Raw genomic sequence first — 17,767 nt, 5'->3', positions numbered from 1 at the left:
AATTACCGTCGGCGGATGGACCGCCAGCTGGCCGCCGCGCTGGAGTCGGGGTCGTTCGCGCACGGGTTGCGGACGGCGATTCGGATGCGCGGCCTGACGTTGGAACAGGTGCAGCACGAGCTCGCCGACCGGGGTGTCACCGTCAGCTCGGTGACGCTGTCGTACTGGAGCCGCGGACGCAGCCAGCCGGAACGCGTCCAGTCGATCAAGGCTGTCAAGCTGCTGGAGACCATCCTGGACACGCCGTCCGGCTCGCTGACGGCGCTGCTCGCGCCGCCTCGCCCCCGTGGTCCGCGCCGCGCGCATGTGGCGGTGAGCATCGACCGCCGTCGGCTGTGGGACGAGCCGCACCGCCTGGACCGGATGATGGCGCAGATGGGCACGCTCGACGACGAGCGCCTGTGCCTGCTGTCCGTGCACGACCGCTTCCAGCTGGACGAGCGCCGCCGTCCGGCCCGACTGTCGATCACGGAGGTGCTCCGGGCGCAACGGGACCGCGTCGACCGGGCGCTGGTGATCTTCCAGGGCCGGGAGCTGGGCTGCACGCCGAGGCTCACCGTGGTCCGCGGCGGCTGGCCGGGCCGGGTCCGCACCGACGAGAAGGCCGGCTTCCTCGTCGCCGAGGTGATGCTCGACCGCATCCTCGACCGCAACGAGACGGCCGTCATCGAATGCGCCCTCCAGTACGGCGGACAGTCCGAGCCGATGACCGACTACGACCGCCGCCTGCCGTATGCGACCCGCAGTTATCTGCTCGAACTGGAATTCCACCCGGCGGCGCTGCCGGTCCGCTGTCACACCACCACCCGGCCGACCATCGAGCACGCCCGCCGCGACACCGGCGAGTTGTCGCTGGGCGGCGCCCCGCACGCCCACCTGGCGTTGTTCGACGTCGAGCCGGGCATCCACGGCCTGCGCTGGGAATGGGACTAACAGTTTCGAACAGAGTCGGGAAGCGCCCGAAACACTGTTTCCCGCAATGCGGAAGCCGCGCTTGAGCTGATTCGAGAAAGCGCTTTACCGTCCGTATTCCCTGCATCTCCCGGACGGAGAGTTCCCTGTCATGCGAGTACCCCTGATCGCACTGTTCCTGGGCGCGTCCCTGCTCGTGCCAACCCAGGCCGGCCCCGCCGGCGCGGCCGCCGGCCACACCGACGGCACCGGCGCCACCCGCACCAACGACCACTGGAGCGGCTACTCCGCCCACTCCGACACCTACAGCTCGGTCTCGGCGAGCTGGACCGAGCCGTCGGTCGACTGCAGCACCGGCGGCGAGGTCGTGTTCTGGGTCGGCCTCGACGGCGACGGCAACGACAACGTCGAGCAGACCGGCACGCATGTGTTGTGCCGCAACGGCCGCGCCGTCCACACCGGCTGGTGGGAGACCTTCCCCTGCTACAACATCATCGACTACGGCCACACCGTGCGGGCCGGCGACAAGATCGACGCCACGGTCACCGACAACGGCGACGGCACCTACCAGTTGTATCTGCGTGACGAGACGCAGGGCTGGATCGAGCAGCCGAACAAGCGGGCCTGCTCGGGCGCGGGCGACGTGTCGGCGGAGGTGATCACCGAGACGCCGGAGTACTCCAACGGCCCGTCCGCGCTGGCCGACTTCGGCACGGTGACGTACACCAACGTCACGATCGACGGGCAGCCGCTGAGCAGCGCCGGCCCGCAGGCGATCAACATGGCCCGGCACGGCCGGACCATCGACACCACGTCGGCGATCAGCGGCGGCACGCGGTTCAGCAACACCTGGCTGGCCACGAGCTGATCAAGGAGCCGCCGGCCGGGCAGAGCCGCGCGGCCGACTGATCCACTGCCGGCGGGTGGCGCCTCGCACCGCCCGCCGGCACCGCTAGATTTCGCCTCGTGAAGGCACTGGCCCGGGGCGCGAGCCTGCTCGTGGTGATCGTGATCGTCGTCGGCGGCACCGCCGGCATCGGGGCCGCGCTGGGCCTGGGCAGCGTGACGATCCTCGCCGGACTGACGGCGCTGTTCTGCTTCATCGCGGCCAACGGCGGCCCGCTGCGCGCGGATCTCAAGCTGCTGGCCGGTTTCGCGCCGGCGGTGGTGATCGGCGGCGCGCTGCCGCGGCTGCTGGGCCAGGTCTCGCAGGTCGCGGCGATCGCCGCGCTGGTGGTGATCGTGTTCGTCGCCGCCCTGTTGCCGGTGCTGGGCACCCGGTTCGTCACCGTCGGTCTCGGCCTGGGCATGGCCTCGGTCTTCGGGTACGGCTATCAGCTCACCGGCGGCGCGAACGTGTGGCGGATCATCGCCGCGCCGGCGATCGCGGTCGCCATCGTGATCGTCCTCCGCACGCTGATGGGCGCCGCCGACCCGGACAAGCCGACGCGCGTCGCGCTGGCCGCCGCGCTCGTCGGCGGCGCCGGCACGGCGGAGCGCGCCGCCCGCGCGTGGCTGTCCGACCGCCCGCGCGTGTGGCAGTCCCGAGTTCTCGGTGCCGGCGCCCGGTTCCAGGCCACCATGGGCGTCCTCAGAGGACGTGCGAAGGCGCTGCCGGCCGAGCAGGCCGAGACGCTGACCGAGGTCCTCGACGCGGCCCAGCAGCAGATGGCGACGCTGGCCGAGGCCGTCAAGGCGAAGTCCACTCCGGACGATCTGCCGCCGGTTTCCCGCGCCACGGCAAGAATTTCCTTGCCCGGTGCGACGGAGCGTCTCGTCGACGACCTGTGGCGCATGACCGACACGGTGCACGAGGCCGTCACCACTCGCGACCGGTCCACCGCGAACTTCCCGCCCTACTTCGTACGGGCGCTCGTCCGGCGCGAGATGGAGGGCGTCTTCTCCTGGCAGTCCGCGCTGCTGCGACACGCGATCCGTTGCGCCATCGGCATGATCATCGCCCTGACGGTGGCATCCTTCCGGCCGGGCGACCCGCTGACCGTGTCGTTCCTGATGACGACGTTCGCGATCATGCAGCCGGAGTGGCGGGACACGCTCGCCAAGGCGTGGCAACGGGTCGGCGGCGCGCTCGCCGGCGCGGCGGTGCTGGCGCTGGTGCTGTGGCTGCTGCCGCAGTCCGCGCTGCTGCCGATCGCCCTGGTGGCACTGCTGATCGGCTTCCCGCTCATGCAGACGCAGCCGATGGTGTTCAACGGCTGCATGGTGTTCCTGAGCGTCGGTCTGAACGCGTCCACCAAGCACCTCGACCCGGACGCCACGCTCATCGAGTACGTGCTGCTGATGGCCGGCGCGGTGGCGATCGGCCTGCTGTTCGGCTTCCTTGCCGTGCCGGGCGTGCCACGACCGCCGCTGAGCCGGCGATTCGCCGACGCAACCGCCGAACTCCAACGCCTGCTGCGCATGGTGTCGTCGCTGCTGCGTGGCGACGAGGTGCTCGGCCGCGCGATCGGCGCCCGATTCCGTGACGCCTCGAGGGCGCACCAGAACCTGGTCTCGCCCGAACCCGGCAGCAAGCCGCCGACCGCGGACCAGCAGGAGGCCCTGGACGAGGCCGGCGAGGGCCTGCGCGGCCTGGCCGGCTCGTCGCTGGCGCTGTTCCGGCTCGGCAACAGCGCCCCCGCGTTGGCCGACTTCACCGAGGCCGCCGCCCGTGCCCTGGACGACGGCGTCGAGTCGCCGCGGCCGCCGGCCGGCCTGGACGACGAGCAGCAGCTGATCGCCGACATGGTCATCGCGGATCTGCTGCGCATCCAGCACGCCCGGGCGGCGCTCGCCTAGAAAATTTGTCAGGCAGCGCCTGACACGGAGCCCCGTCATGCGCTAGCGTGTCAGGCACTGCCTGACAGAGGAGGGATCGTGCTGAGCTGTTCGTTCTGCGCCAAGTCCGAGAACGAGATCGAGAAACTGGTCGCCGGGCCCGGCGTCTACATCTGCAACAACTGCGTCGACCTGTGCGTGAAGATCATCGCCCACGAGAAGTCGCCGGGACGGGTGCCGGAGTGGGCCGAGCTGACCGACGAGGAGATGTTGACCAAGCTCCCTCGCATCGCCGGCACGGTGGCACAGGTCGAGAACGGCCTGGACCAGTGGGTCGGCGAACTGCGCCGACGGGGCGTGACCTGGGTCCGGATCGGCGAGAAGCTGAGCATGACCAGGCAGTCCGCCTGGGAGCGGTTCACCAGGCCGGCGGAGGAGTCAGCCGCCGAGGATCGGACCGAGTAGGCCGCCGTCGTCGGTGGTGGTCGTGGTGGTCGTCCCGGTGGTCGTCGGCTTCGGCGGTTTCGACGGCTTCGTCGGACGACTGGTCGAGGTGGTCGTGGTGGTCGCACTCGGCGTGGTCGTCGTCGTGGTGGTGGGCCGCGACGAGGTCTGGTCGGGACGAGTGGTTCGGGTCCGGGTCGTCACGGGCACGGGGACCACGCGGTCCGGAGTGGTGGTAGTGGTCTGCGCGGGAGCCGGCTGCCCCTGGAAGTCGGTGGTGGTCGGCATCGGCATCTTGATGAACGTCATGCCCAGCACCACGCCCGCGATCGCGGACACCACGACCGCGGTGCTCGCGCTCATCACGCGGTCGAACGGGGTACTCGCGGCCCGACTCACTGGTGCGCCCTCTCGGTAGTCCGTGTTACCAGGGGTTACGTACGGGAGTGCGCCTCGGTTCAGCCCGATCGGGAACCGGTTCCAGGTCTAACCTGATCTGGTGACACTGGGGCGGATCACAGTTGACGGCGGGGAAATCCACTACGAAGTCGCGGGCGCCGGCCCGGCGGTCGTGCTGCTGCACCCCGGGGTGCTCAGCGCGGCGGTCTGGGATCGCGAGTTCGCCGCGCTGGTGACCGGGCACACGGTCGTCCGGTACGACGCGCGCAACCACGGGAAGTCGTCGTCCGCGGCCACCGAGCCGTGGTCCCACCACGGCGACCTGCGGTTGCTGCTCGACGAGCTCGGCATCGACCGAGCGAGCCTGGTCGGCCTGTCGCTCGGCTCGCGGACGTCCGTCGACTTCGCGCTGACCAGGCCGGACCGGGTGCACCGGCTGCTGCTGGGCGCGCCCGGCGTGAGCGGCATGGAGCACCGGGACCCGTTCATTCTCGAACAGCTGGCGCTCCTGCCGGCCGCGCGGGACGTCGCCGGCGTGGTGAATCCCCTGCTGCGGATGTGGGTGGACGGCCCGCGCCGCACGCCGGAGCAGCTCGACCCGGAGCTGCGGGCGTTCTGCGAGCGGGTCATGGCCGACACCGTGACCCGGCACGCCCGGAGTATGGGGATCGAGCCGGTGGAGGCCGGGGCGATCGACCGGCTGGCCGAACTGACCATGCCGATCACCGTCGCGCTCGGCGATCTCGACTCGTCCGACATCGCCCAGGTGGCGGAGAGCCTGGTCCGCGAGGCGAAGCAGGCCGAGCTCGTGACCGTGGCCGACGCCGGACACGTGCTGAACCTGGAGCAGCCCGAACGATTCGCCGATATCCTCCGCGCGTCAGTCTGAAATGGACGGTCATACACCCTGCCGGCGGGCGAGTGCGACCCGGGCGCAAGCCTGGTCAGCACCGCGCGGGTGCGAGTAGAACATGGGGGTCTGTTCGCGGAAAGAGCGGAAGGGATCGCCATGCGACTACGCCGCAGCGTCGGCTCGGTACTGTCGGTAGGGGTCATGGCCGGCCTCACCCTCGTGGCCGGCGCGACGCCGGGCGCGGCCCGTCCTGCGCCGGTGAAGCACCCGGTCGCGCAGGGCTTCCTCGGCGCGGTCGTCTCGGACACGCCCGAATCCACCCAGGCCGGTATCGACGTGCTGCGCCGTGGCGGCACCGCCGCCGACGCCGCCGTGGCGGTGGCCGCCACGCTCGGCGTCACCGACCCGTACGTGGCAGGCCCGGGCGCCGGCGGATACCTGGTGTACTACGACGCCCGTACCCGCCAGGTGTCCACAATAGACGGCCGCGAGACCACGCCCGCGGCCGACGGCCAGACCATGTTCGTCGATCCGGCGACGGGCAAGCCCTACGCTTTCCCGACCGCCGTCACCAGCGGCCTTTCCGTTGGCGTGCCGGGCAACGTGGCCATCTGGCAGCGGGCGCTGCAGCGCTGGGGCCGGTTCGGCCTCGCCGACGACCTGCGGCCGGCCGAGCAGGTGGCGGACCAGGGATTCACAGTTGACACCACGTTCCGGGAACTGACCAGGGAGAACGCTTCCCGGTTCGCGCAGTTCTCCTCCACCTCCAAGCAGTTCCTGCCCGGCGGCGACCTGCCGGTGGTCGGCTCCACCCTGCGCAACCCGGACCTGGCCGCCACGTACCGCGAGCTCGGCCGCAAGGGCGTCGGCGCGCTCTACGGCGGCGACATCGGCCGCGACGTGGTGAACACCGTGCAGCACCTGCCGCTGGCCCCGAACGCCACGCTCAAGCCGATCACCGGCCCGATGCAGTTGTCCGACCTCAGCTCGTACCAGGCGCTGGACACCGCGCCCACCCACGTGAACTACCGCGGCTACGACGTGTACGGCATGGCCCCGTCCTCCAGCGGCGGCATCACGGTCGGCGAGTCGCTGAACATCCTGTCGAACTTCGACCTCAAGGACATGGACCGGGTCCAGGCGCTGCACCACTACCTGGAGTCGACCCGGCTGGCCTTCGCCGACCGCAACCGCTACATCGGCGACGCGCGGTTCGTCAACGTGCCGCAGCAGCAACTGCTGTCGCCGCAGTTCGGCGCGAGCCGGGCGTGCCTGATCGACCCGGCCAAGGCCGGCACCAGCCCGGTCGCGCCGGGCAACCCGGCCTCGCCGGGCAGCTGCGCCACCACGCCGGCCGCGTCCACCAGCGACAACGAGAACCACACCAACCACTTCGTGGTCTCCGACGCCTACGGCAACGTGGTGTCCTACACCAACACCATCGAGGAGCTGGGCGGCAGCGGCATCGTCGTGCCGGGCCGCGGCTTCCTGCTCAACAACGAGCTGACCGACTTCAACTTCACGCCCACTCAGGGCACCGCGCCCGACCCGAACCTGCCCGCCGCGGGCAAGCGGCCGCGGTCCAGCATGTCGCCGACGATCGTGTTGCAGCACGGGAAGCCGTTCCTCGCGGTCGGCTCCCCCGGCGGCTCCACGATCATCACCACCGTGCTCCAGATCCTGGTCAACCGGATCGACTTCGGCATGAACCTGGAGGACGCCATCGCCGCGCCGCGGGCGTCGCAGCGCAATTCCGCGACCACCACGGCGGAGCCGGCGTTCATCGCGTTGCCGACCACGCCGGGGCTCCAGGCGCTGGGCCAGACGTTCGCCGTCAACGACACGTCACCGCTGGACCCGACCATCAAGATCGCGCCGACCATCGGCGTGGCGTCGGGCCTGGAGTTCAAGCCCGGCGGCCGGGTGATCGCGGCCGGCGAGCCCTCCCGACGCGGCGGAAGTGCGGCCCAGGTCGTGCTGCCGACGTGCTACTGTGACTGACATGCAGCGCGCAATCGTCACGACGACGCCGGACACAGTCCCGGCGCCGCGCTGATCCTTTGCCGCAAGAGCCCCGGGGCGAGTGCCCCGGGGCTCTTGCTTTGTGGTCACTCGCCTCCCTGATGACGAGGAGACCACCATGCAGGACCACCGCAAACTCGGCCGTGAGCTCGAGCTGTTCGACACCGACCCGCTGATGGGCGCCGGCCTGCCGTACTGGCTGCCCGACGGCGCGACCATCCGGCACGTGCTGGAGGAGTACGTCCGCGACCTGGAACGCCGCGCCGGCTACCGGCACGTGTACTCGCCCGTCATGGGCAAACGCGCGCTGTACGAGCAGTCCGGGCACTGGTCGCACTACAACCACGACATGTTCCCGCCGATGGACGTCGGCGGCGAGCAGATGGTGCTGCGCCCCAGCCTCTGCCCGCACCACGCGCTGATCTACCGGTCACGGGCGCACAGCTACCGGGAACTTCCCTTGCGCATGGCCGAAATCGGCGGCATGTACCGGGCCGAGCTCTCCGGCGTCCTGGGCGGACTGTCGCGGGTGCGGTCCATCCAGCTCAACGACGCGCACGTGTTCTGCACCCCCGACCAGGTGGCCGCCGAGGCGCACGCCGCGCTGGCGCTGATCCAGCGGGCGCACCGGGATCTCGGCATCGAGCGCGTGCGGTATCGGCTGTCGCTGCGGGGCGACGGCGGCAAGTACGTCGACAATCCCGAGGCGTGGCAACGATCCGAGGCGTTGCTGCGGGAGGTGCTGTCCGGCGTCGACCACGAGGAGGTGCCCGGCGAGGCCGCCTTCTACGGGCCGAAGATCGACGTCCAGGTCGCCGACAGCTCGGAGCGGGAGTCCACCCTTTCCACCGTGCAGGTCGACTTCCACCAGCCGTCGCAGTTCGACCTCAGCTACATCGGGGCGGATTCGGCGCGGCACCGGCCCGTGATGCTGCACCGCAGCCTGATCGGCAGCATGGAACGCGTTGTGGCGCACCTGATCGAGGTGCACGGCGGCGCGTTCCCGGTGTGGTTCGCGCCGGTGCAGGTGGTGATCCTGCCCGTGTCGGAGGACGAGTGGGCGGCGGCCCGTTCGGCGGCGCAGCGCTGTTTGGATCTCGGGCTGCGGGCGGAAGTCGTCGGCGTGGAACGGGGTTCGCTCGGCGCTCGGATCCGGGAGTCACGCTTGGCCCCGTACCAGGCCGTGATCGGCGCCAAGGAGGTCGCCAACGAGGAGCTGGCGCTGCGGCTGCGGGACGGCCGGCGGCTGGATCCGATGCCCGTCGACGAGGCACTCGGCCGTATCGGCGGCTTGGTCGGCTCGCGGTCGCTGGAGCTCTGGTCCTAGCTGGTGAGGGCCTGAAGGCCGAGGCTGCTGGCGGCCACCGCGATCCAGAGCAGGCCGCCCAGCAGCAGCGGGCGGGCACCGGCCTTGCGCATGTCGGCGAAGCGCAGCGACAGGCCGATGCCCGCCAGCGCGGTGGTGATCAGGAAGGTGCCGAGCGTGGACAGCACGGGGTGCCAGCTGTCCGGGATCAGGCCGGCGGTGTCGGTGGCCGCCGCGACGACGAAGCCGATCAGGAACAGCGGCACGATGCGGTGCCAGGGCAGGTGCACCTCCCGCTGTTCCTTGGCGTCCTCGCGGCGGGCCTTGAGGAAGGCGAGGGCGATGACGATCGGGATGATCATCAGGCTGCGGGTCAGCTTGACCACGACCGCGTACGGACCGGCGTCGCCGCCGTAGGCATAGGCCGCGGCGACCACGGAGCTCGTGTCGTTGACGGCGGTGCCGGCCCACAGGCCGAAGGCGTGCGGGCTCAGGCCGAGCAGGTGGCCCAGCGGCGGGAAGAGCAGCACCGCCGCGATGTTGAAGGTGAAGATCGTGCCGATCGCGTACGCGACCTCGGTGTCCTTCGGCTTGATCACGGCCGTGGTGGCGGCGATCGCCGACGCGCCGCAGATGCCGGTGCCGACGCCGATCAGGGTCTTCGTGTCCGTGCCGACCTTGAGCAGCTTGCCGAGCAGCCAGGCGCCGCCGAGGGCGACCGCCAGCGTGCCGACCATGACCGGCAGCGAGGACACGCCGACGTGCACGACCTGCTGGAGCGAGAGGCCCGTGCCGAGGACCACGATCGACAGCTGGAGCACCGTCTTCGAGGCGACGGCGTAGCCCGGGGCGAGGGTCTTCGCGCGGAGCGGGCGGATCAGCGTGGCGGCGAGAACGCCCAGCACGATCGCGAACACCGGGCCGCCGACCACCGGGAGCAGGAGGCCGAGGCCGGTCGCCGTGGCCGCGACGAGCAGCGCCACCGCCAGACCCGGCAGCCTCGTCGCGGCCTGGTGGGTGGTGCCCGCCGCGATGAGGGTCCGAGCCATGCCGCCTCCTAATGTCCGTACATTTACGCTACGATATGTACGTACATTGCACAAGCGGTAGCGTTCCCGCCGTGGTGGGGCGCACATTGGACCGATCCGGGACGACGCCGCTGTGGCGGCAGCTCCAGCAGGAGCTGGTCGCCCGGCTGGCGGACGGGGAGTTCGCCGACCAGTTCCCCGGCGAGCTCGCGCTGGTCGAGGAGTACGACGTCAGCCGCTCCACCGTCCGACAGGCGCTCAGGCAGCTCCGGGCCGACGGCGTGATCGTCGGCGAGCGCGGGCGACAGCCGCGGGTGGCTCCAGTACCGGAGATCCATCAGCCCCTCGGGGCCCTGTACAGCCTGTTCGCCTCCGTGGAGGCCGGTGGCCTCTCGCAGGACTCGGTTGTGCGGGTGTTGGACGTACGGGCCGATGCCCTGGTGGCGGAGCGGTTGGGGCTGGAGGGCTCCACCCCGCTGGTGTACCTGGAACGCCTGCGCCTCGCCGGCGGGGAACCGCTGGCCATCGACCGCGTGTGGCTACCGGCTTCGGTGGCATCGCCGCTGCTGGAGGCGGACTTCCGGCACACCAGTCTCTACGGGGAGTTGGCCGCCCGTACCGGCGTGCGGCTCGACGCCGGGCACGAGGACGTCCACGCCAACGTGCCCACCGCCGCCGAGGCCGCGCAGTTGAAGTGCCCCGCCGGGACCGCCGTGTTCGCGATCAACCGGCTGGGCCTTTCGCAGGGGCAGGCCGTGGAGTGGCGGCAGACCGTCGTGCGAGGCGACCGGTTCGCGCTGACGGCGGAGTTCACCGCGCAGTTCGGGTACCGGCTGACGCAGCGGTAGGGCTTTGCAACTCCGTACAGAATGGATCTTGGAATAGGTTGGTCAACGACGTTGTCGATCAGAGCGTGAGGAAGGGCCATCGCCTCCACGGATCGTGTCCGACGAGTTGTGGGCACGGATCGAGTCGCTGCCGGCTGAGTTGAACGCCACCGGAGACCGCCCCCACCTTGCCAGTGGGGGCGGAGTCAGTGCGGGCTATTCGGGCAGGGGGTTTTGGCCCATGCGCTGCTCGCCGATCCGGGCTGCTTCCCTGACCACGGAGAAGCCATAGGTGGTCAGCTCATCGCGCTCGTAGGCGGCCAGCGCCTCGGCCAGGGCGAGCTGTCCGTCGGCGACCGCGCTCAGCGTGCGGCCGAGCAACGTGGCGTCGCGCATCGCGACGTTGGCCCCGCGCCCCAGGGTCGGGGTCATCGCGTGGATCGCGTCGCCGAGGAGAGTGACGTTGACGGGCGTGTCGAGCGTTGCCGGCACGCTGGTGTACATCTCGACGCAGAACAACGATGCCGGGTCCGCACCGCGAACGAGGTCCGCAGCGCCGCTGGGCCAGTCACGGAGGGTTTCGGCGGCGATGTCGCGAAACTCTTGTCCCGAGAAGGTGCGCATCGCCCCGTCGGCATTCGGGAAGAACTCGTGGCGACCGCCCACGATGCACACGACGTAGTCGTCCTGGTCGCGCATCGGGGTCCCCGGCGCGAAGCGCTCGGCAGCCTCAGCGGGCGAGGTCGGGAAGCGGACCGAGCCGAGTCCGAGGAAGACCTTCCGCTCGTCCGAGGCGATGGTGAAAATGTCGGTGAGGGCCTCGGCGGGCACCAGCGGCTCGGCGACGGCCATCGGCAGGCGCCCGTAGATGGCGGTGATCCCCGCGTCGACCGTCTCACAATGTGGGGCTCGCTGCCCGCGAACCGCAGAGCGGATGCCGTCCGCGCCGACCAGCACGTCGCCGTGCGCCCTCGACCCGTCGGTGAAGAACGCGGTCACACCCTCGTCAGTGCTCTCATAGCGCTCCAGTGTCCGACCGTAGTGCACCGTGTTCTCCAGGCCGGCAAGCAGGATCTGACGCAGGGTCGCTCGATCGACGTTGGCGTGGATCTCCGGACCGTCGTGTCGGGGCCAGACGTCGCCGTACCCGTCCTGCGTCCGCAGGCGCTTGATGACCGACAGGCCGGTGGTGAGGATCGTGGTGAACGGCTCGGTGTACTGGGCCGTTGCCTCGAACACGGCGCGCAGCTCGGCCGGGAGCACCTCGCGGGCGGCGTTGATCGCGTCGGCGTCCAAGTGCAGGCGGTAGCCCTGCGGCCGGTCCCACGGGCTCGCATCGCGCTCGAAGACGGCGACGTCGATCCCGTGGCCACGCAGTGATCGGGCGAGGGTGAGGCCACCAAGCCCGGCACCGACGACAAGAACTTTCAGGTCTGACATGGTCGTCCCTTGTTCGATGTTCGACAAAGGACGCACAGGTGGCCTTGGATCAGGCGCTTGTACGAACGCTCACGCGTCACCCGGACTACCCACCGGGCAGTGACTTTCGTACGTCGCTCTTGACCTTAACGCCCGGCCGTCACGATCCACAAGCCGGGCCAACTGCCGCGTTCATCACCCGGCCAGGCGGTCGGACGGCGGGCACTCACCCGCGATCGATGGGAACCCACAGCACGACCGACTCCGGTCATCCGGGTGATCAACGCATGCCATGATCAACCCATGGCGGGCTTCAGTGCCTCTCCTTCCCGCACCAGCCTTCCACTTGCCACCGCCAGCTCCACCGCCGCGTCCAGCCGCGCGGCCACACCGGCCGTCACCCGGCGTCCCCCGAACACCGCCAGCACTTCTCGCCGCAACTCCCCCAGTCCCATCCCCGCCGCCCCGCGCACCTTCGCCACCACCGCGTTCGCGATCTCCCGCAGCGGCACGTGGTCCAGCGGCCGCTGGACCGCGGCCAGCGTCCGCCGATACCCCTCCCAGGTATCCGGATCCAGCCCCTTCGGCCACACGACCGGCTCCAGCGAATCCACCGCCAAGTCGTCCGGCACGTGCCGAAGAATCGTCGCCCGCCGCGACTCCACCACGCGTCCCAGCCCGAAGGCGGCGGCCACCAGCTTCGCCAGCCGGTCCAGGTGTATCGGCCCCTCGGCGGCGACGATCTCGTCCATCACGGCCATCACCGCCAGCGCGGACTTCGGCGCCGGCAGCCGGTCGAGAACCCCTACCCGGCCGGCGACCTTCACCTCCCACGGCACAAAAGGCTGCTCGACGGGTTCGATGTGCTCGGCGGAAGCCGGCGTCGCTGCCGGGAAAGCCCGATCAACCACACCTTCGGAATCCCGCCGGGTCGAGTCGTCAACCACACCGCCCGAAGCCTGCCGCGCCACCTCGACGAGCCGGTCGACCACGCCGTCCGGATCGGCGAGCCAGTCCGGCAGCCACACCCGCTGCACGGACGGCCAGCCGAGCATCCCGGACAGCACCTCCACCGGCAGTCCGTCCCGGTCCCGTGCGGTCAGCCGCGCCGCCCACGCCGGACCGTCGAACACCACTGCCACCGCGTCGCCGATCACGACATCGATCTTGAAGTCGGACAGTCCGACGGCGGTCCGCACGGCAAGCCCCTTGTCCCGCAACGCATCGGCCACCTCGTCGACGTGACGGTCCGGCACCGCCCGCGACCGCCCGACCATCGGCAGCACCCGCTCGCCGGACACCGCCATGTCCAGGTAGGCGCGCAGATGCTTCACCCCGACCGACGACGTCTGCTCGGCCCGCAGCTCCGACGGGTCGAAGCTGGAGAACACGATCACCTGCCGCCGCGCCCGGGTGACGGCCACGTTCAGGCGCCGCTCGCCGCCGCTCCGGTTCAGGGGCCCGAAGTTCAGTGGCAGCACCCCGCGCTCGTTCGCGCTGAACGCCGTCGAGAAGAGGATCACATCCCGCTCGTCGCCCTGCACGTTCTCCAGGTTCTTCACGAACAAGCCGTCGCGCGCCTCCAGGGCGTCCACGATCCGCGGGTCGTCGGTGTCGCGCAGCAGACCCTCGATGTGCGACCGCTGCTGCTGGTTGAACGTCACAACTCCGAGCGATGGAACGGCATCCGTCTCGAACTGCCGCCGAATCTCGGCTACGACGGCCTCGGCCTCCACGGGATTGGCCCGCAGCAACGGCCCGGAACGCAGGAACTGCCCCTCCACCCGCACCAGACGAACGCCCGCGTCGGACAGCGGCGGGCCCGGGAACGAACTCAGCTCTCCGTCGTAGTAGTGCCGATTGCTGAAGGAGATCAGCGTCTCGTCCTGACTGCGGTAGTGCCAGGTCAGCCGGTGCCGTGGCACGCGGGCCTGCACGCATTCGCCGAGAATCGACTCCTCGTCCTCGACGGTCTCGGCGTCCTCCGGCACGAAACTGCTCTCCGCGACGGAGGTCGGCGGCATCTGCTTGCTGTCGCCGACAACCACCACGGACCGCGCCCGGCCCATCGCGCCGACGGCGTCGGCCACCCGCACCTGGGACGCCTCGTCGAACACGACGATGTCGAACAGGTCGGACCGTGCCGGGAAGAAACGCGCCACCGAGTCGGGGCTGACGAACACGCACGGCATCGCCTGCGTGATCAGGTCCCCGAACCGGGTCATCAACTCCCGCACCTTCAACCCGCCGCGCTGGCGGCCGAGTTGTCGTTGCAGCAGGCCGACGTTGCCGCCGGTCGCCGCCGGGTCGAAGGACCGCGCCCGCAACACCCGCCGCGGCAACTCCCCCGTCAGATGACGTCGAAGTCCACGAGACGTGTCGACGAACCGGGAAATCCCCCGCTCATGCGTCTTCCGGTCGAACCGGTCGAGACCGCTGACGGCTTCCCGTTCCCGCACCGACGCCAGCGCGAGACCGAGTTCGAACGAGCGCAACGCATCGTCCGGCGCGCCCTCGCCACGCAGGATCGCCGCCCGGGCCTCGGCCATCCCCGCCGCACGCAACGGTTCCACCACGGCGACCAACGCCAGCCACCGGTCCGGCGACTCGTCCGAACGCGACCGCCAACGAGAGACGTAGCCGCCCGCACCGCCCCACGACGCCAGCGCCGACGGCTCCAGCCGACACTCCGTCACCAGCTCCGACACGGCTTCCCAGGCCTCCGCATAAAGTTCGGGGTCTGGCCGAGTGCCGACGATTTCCCGCCGTGAGGCGATCACCGGGCCGTCTCCGGACACCGCCTCCGCCGCCCACCGGAGCCACTCCACCCTCCGGTCGACCGCGTCGTCGACGAACGGGTTCCAGTCCGCCGGCAGCACCATCCCGGGCACCTCGACAACGTCCGCCGCCAACCGACGAACCGCCGAGTGCAACTCCACCAGCGCCCCGGTCAAGTCCACCACACCTCGGGGCTTCGGCGCGCCCGCAACCCGCAGCGGCAGCCGGTCCCGCACCGCCGCCAACCGTCGCCGCCGACCGAAGAACCCCGAGGCTGCCGCCGCCCGCGCCGAGGCGTGGATTTCGCCCAACGGCAACGAAAGCACCTCCGGTGCCACGAACTCCAACCCCGGATGCGCCGCCGACACGAACGCGGCGATCTTGGCCCGCATCGCCTCGACATCCCGCCGCCACGAATCCGTCCGCGCACCGTCCAGAACGGACAGCTCCACGCCACTGTCCACAAGCGACGCGACAATCCGCAGATCTTCCGGCACCGCAACCACGACATCCGGCAACGCCCGAACCGCCGCGGAGAACCGCCGCGCCGCCGAAACCACGTCCCCCACATCGGCACGATCGACGAACGCCCACGGGTGATCAGCCCGAGGCCGCGCCGCGTAGGCGACCTCGGGAAGTTCCCGCAACGCCTGACGCACGTCCTCCACCAGCTCGGCACCGGGCACGGATGGCACCGGCATCGCCGGCACGTCGTCGCCGAAGGCCAGCACCGCGTCCCGCGCCGAGTACAGCGAAAGCCCGGCGGTATTGCGTTCGTGCAGTCCGTACGCGTACCGGGTCAGCCCCCGACGGGCCGACCGCAGATCCTCCAGCGTCGCCGTCATGCCCTGGGTGTCCACGGCGACGGTGTGCTCCAACGCCCGCCTGATCTGCTCCCGCACCGCCTGCGGGCTGCTGCCCTTGTCGTGCAGGTCCAGCGACAGCGGCCCCAGACCGACCTCCTCCAGCCGCTGCCGCACGACCTCCAGCGCCACCCGCTTCTCCGCCACGAACAGCACCCGCTTGCCGGCCGCGACGGCCGTGGCCAGCAGGTTCGTGATCGTCTGCGACTTGCCGGTGCCGGGCGGTCCCTCCAGCACGAACGTCCGGCCGTCGAGGGCGTGCGCGATGGCCCGCAGCTGTGACGAGTCGGCCGGCACCGGGCAGCGCTCGGCCAACTCCTCCAGATCCACCAGTTCGGAGCCGTCGTCCACGAACGCGTCCGTCGGCGTCCGCACGAGGTGCGCCACGAGCGGATTGGCCATCAGCACCGGCCAGTGCTCGTCGAGGTCCCGCCACAGCCGGTACTTGGCGAACTGGAGCACCGCCAGGTCGACGGTCGGCTCGACGCGGAACGGCAGCCCCCGCGCGGCGACGGCGGCCCGGACCGCCCCGAACACGGCGTCCACATCGACGCCGGAACTGTCGTGCGTCGGCTCCGCGAGACCGGGAATCTCCAGGTCGAAAGCCTGCCGCAGCTTCTCGACCAGGCAGTAGTTCGGCGTCGACGCCCCGGAATCGTCCAACGACACCCGATACCGTCCCCGCACGGCCGGCCTGAGCGTCACCGGCGCGAGGATCAGCGGCGACCGCAGCGGACGGCCGTCCAACTCCCACACCAGGGTGCCGATCGCGAGGTAGAGGTTGTTGGCGCCGGTCTCCTCGGTGATCGTCCGCGCCCGGTACGCCAGGCTCCGCAGGCGGGTCCGATACGCCGGCTCGGCCAGGTCCAGGTACACCGAGCGGGCGCCCAACAGCTCGATCAGCCGGTCGCCGGGCAGCTCCGGGCCACTGGCCACGCCCCGGGAGCGGTCGACCTCGGAAAGATCGTCCGCGGCCCGCAGCGCGATCGACACGCCCTGGTTGAGCACGTCCTCGAACTGCCCGATCCGGTCACCCGGCACCGCCAGCGACAGCCCCGCGGACGGCGGGAAGTTGACCAGGCGATTGCGCAGGCTCAGGTCCAGCAACGCGTTCTTCCACTGCGTCACCCGCGCCGGTTCCTCGGACCGAACCCGGTCCGCACGCGGCGCGACCGGCGCGGCCCGGACGATCTCCACCGGCGGCACGTACAGGCTCAGCCGGGTCACACCGTCCTCGTCCCGGCTCGACGCCGGCAGCGGAACGATCTGGTCACGTCGAGCCTGGTGCACGTCGGTCACGCCGAGCACACGTGCCAGCCCGCCGGACAGGTGCTCCGTGTAGGCGGCTCGCTGCGCGGACGGGAAATCCCCCGCGAAAACGGCCTCCAGAACGCCGATCTGCCCCAGCTCCACCCGGTTCACCGCGTCGGTGACGTCGGTCAGCGCCGCGCTGCCGAGCGTCCTCTCCTCACGCCAGTACCCGAGGAACGCGTGCCCGGAGAGCACCCAGATCAGCGGCCGGATGCCGACCCGCTCCAGCGCCGACGCGATCGTCACGACCACGTCGAGGCTGCTGCCGACCCGGTCGCCGAGCACCTCCCCGGGCGTCCGGATCCGGCCGGAGTCCGCGATCGGCCGCACATCCCGCACTGCCTCGAACACCGCCCGCACAACCTGATCCACCCGCTCGGGGCCGGAGTCGTAGCCGGGAAACGACAGCGCCGGGAGCGCCGGATCGTGCGGCATCACATACGCGGCGAGCATCTCCAGGCCGAGCGCCAACGGCTCGGCCTGCCACTGCCGAGCCGCCAGCACCCGGACCGGGGTCGACCCTTCGACGTCGTCGAGCCGGGCCCGGACCCGCCCCGGCCGCTGCTCCTCGACGTGCAGCATCGCGCCCGGGTCCAGCCGCAGCGGGATGTCCGTGAGCACGGTGGGGACGCCGGCGGCCAGGTCGACGTCCAGCCGGCAGGGCTGGGTCAGCACGCCATGGGCGTCCGAGATGTCCAGTTCCAGCGGCACGCCGCGGCGATCCGCCGGCACCCCGTCGATCACCACCCGGCCTACCGGGCAGATCCCGTTGTGCGCCATCGCATAGCTGACAACCGGCGCCGCCTCGATGGTGACCGATTCCACCC

At 70.8% G+C, this 17,767-nt stretch carries 12 protein-coding genes; 8 read left to right on the top strand and 4 right to left on the bottom strand.

Features of this window, described 5'->3' with window-relative positions; translation table 11 throughout:
- The first annotated feature begins 15 nt into the window (after positions 1 to 15).
- From BCF44_RS41895 to BCF44_RS41880, 4 genes are all read left to right on the top strand, one after another.
- Complete coding sequence (locus BCF44_RS41895; protein ID WP_116180063.1) at positions 16 to 933, top strand: hypothetical protein; 918 nt, start codon at positions 16 to 18, stop codon at positions 931 to 933.
- 130 nt (positions 934 to 1,063) lie between these two features.
- Complete coding sequence (locus tag BCF44_RS41890) at positions 1,064 to 1,780, top strand: G1 family glutamic endopeptidase (protein ID WP_116180062.1); 717 nt, start codon at positions 1,064 to 1,066, stop codon at positions 1,778 to 1,780.
- Between the two features lie 98 nt (positions 1,781 to 1,878).
- Positions 1,879 to 3,711 carry an FUSC family protein gene (locus tag BCF44_RS41885; RefSeq protein ID WP_116180061.1) on the top strand — a complete coding sequence of 611 codons (1,833 nt, stop codon included), beginning with the start codon at positions 1,879 to 1,881 and terminating at the stop codon, positions 3,709 to 3,711.
- Positions 3,712 to 3,789: 78 nt separating this feature from the next.
- Positions 3,790 to 4,155, top strand: coding sequence for a ClpX C4-type zinc finger protein (locus BCF44_RS41880; protein WP_342775711.1), 366 nt, complete (start codon positions 3,790 to 3,792; stop codon positions 4,153 to 4,155).
- Here BCF44_RS41880 and BCF44_RS54935 read toward each other — a convergent pair.
- On the bottom strand, positions 4,129 to 4,497 hold the full coding sequence (locus BCF44_RS54935; protein ID WP_147328835.1) for a hypothetical protein: 369 nt from the start codon (positions 4,495 to 4,497) through the stop codon (positions 4,129 to 4,131). The genes BCF44_RS41880 and BCF44_RS54935 overlap by 27 nt on opposite strands.
- A gap of 136 nt (positions 4,498 to 4,633) precedes the next feature.
- Here BCF44_RS54935 and BCF44_RS41870 point away from each other — a divergent pair, with 136 nt between their 5' ends.
- From BCF44_RS41870 to thrS, 3 genes are all read left to right on the top strand, one after another.
- Complete coding sequence (locus BCF44_RS41870; RefSeq protein WP_170218043.1) at positions 4,634 to 5,422, top strand: alpha/beta fold hydrolase; 789 nt, start codon at positions 4,634 to 4,636, stop codon at positions 5,420 to 5,422.
- A 120-nt stretch (positions 5,423 to 5,542) separates the two neighbouring features.
- A complete protein-coding gene (gene ggt, locus BCF44_RS41865; protein ID WP_116180057.1) occupies positions 5,543 to 7,387 on the top strand; it encodes a gamma-glutamyltransferase in 1,845 nt (614 codons plus the stop codon).
- A 103-nt stretch (positions 7,388 to 7,490) separates the two neighbouring features.
- On the top strand, positions 7,491 to 8,735 hold the full coding sequence (gene thrS, locus BCF44_RS41860) for a threonine--tRNA ligase (protein ID WP_281283206.1): 1,245 nt from the start codon (positions 7,491 to 7,493) through the stop codon (positions 8,733 to 8,735).
- Here thrS and BCF44_RS41855 read toward each other — a convergent pair.
- Positions 8,732 to 9,763, bottom strand: a complete 1,032-nt coding sequence (locus BCF44_RS41855; protein ID WP_116180055.1) for a YeiH family protein — start codon at positions 9,761 to 9,763, stop codon at positions 8,732 to 8,734. The two genes, thrS and BCF44_RS41855, sit on opposite strands and share 4 nt — an antisense overlap.
- Positions 9,764 to 9,834: 71 nt before the next feature.
- On the opposite strand from BCF44_RS41855, the gene BCF44_RS41850 reads away from it, so the two are divergent.
- Positions 9,835 to 10,590, top strand: coding sequence for a GntR family transcriptional regulator (locus BCF44_RS41850; RefSeq protein WP_246016119.1), 756 nt, complete (start codon positions 9,835 to 9,837; stop codon positions 10,588 to 10,590).
- A 195-nt stretch (positions 10,591 to 10,785) separates the two neighbouring features.
- Here BCF44_RS41850 and BCF44_RS41845 read toward each other — a convergent pair whose 3' ends face one another.
- Positions 10,786 to 12,036: an FAD-dependent oxidoreductase gene (locus tag BCF44_RS41845; protein ID WP_246016118.1), complete on the bottom strand. Its 1,251-nt coding sequence runs from the start codon at positions 12,034 to 12,036 to the stop codon at positions 10,786 to 10,788.
- 248 nt (positions 12,037 to 12,284) lie between these two features.
- Positions 12,285 to 17,765, bottom strand: a complete 5,481-nt coding sequence (locus BCF44_RS41840) for a DUF3320 domain-containing protein (protein WP_211353470.1) — start codon at positions 17,763 to 17,765, stop codon at positions 12,285 to 12,287.
- Positions 17,766 to 17,767: the final 2 nt, after the last annotated feature.

The organism is Kutzneria buriramensis (assembly GCF_003387475.1).
In the GTDB taxonomy this organism is placed as follows: domain Bacteria; phylum Actinomycetota; class Actinomycetes; order Mycobacteriales; family Pseudonocardiaceae; genus Kutzneria; species Kutzneria buriramensis.
This window is presented reverse-complemented; position numbering and strand designations above follow the sequence as displayed.

Excerpts from the sequence above, each read along its gene's own strand:
- BCF44_RS54935 (WP_147328835.1), bottom strand. The coding sequence starts at position 4,497 with ATGAGCGCGAGCACCGCGGTCGTGGTGTCCGCGATCGCGGGCGTGGTG.
- ggt (WP_116180057.1), top strand. The coding sequence starts at position 5,543 with ATGCGACTACGCCGCAGCGTCGGCTCGGTACTGTCGGTAGGGGTCATG.
- BCF44_RS41855 (WP_116180055.1), bottom strand. The coding sequence starts at position 9,763 with ATGGCTCGGACCCTCATCGCGGCGGGCACCACCCACCAGGCCGCGACG.
- BCF44_RS41895 (WP_116180063.1), top strand. The coding sequence starts at position 16 with ATGGACCGCCAGCTGGCCGCCGCGCTGGAGTCGGGGTCGTTCGCGCAC.
- BCF44_RS41890 (WP_116180062.1), top strand. The coding sequence starts at position 1,064 with ATGCGAGTACCCCTGATCGCACTGTTCCTGGGCGCGTCCCTGCTCGTG.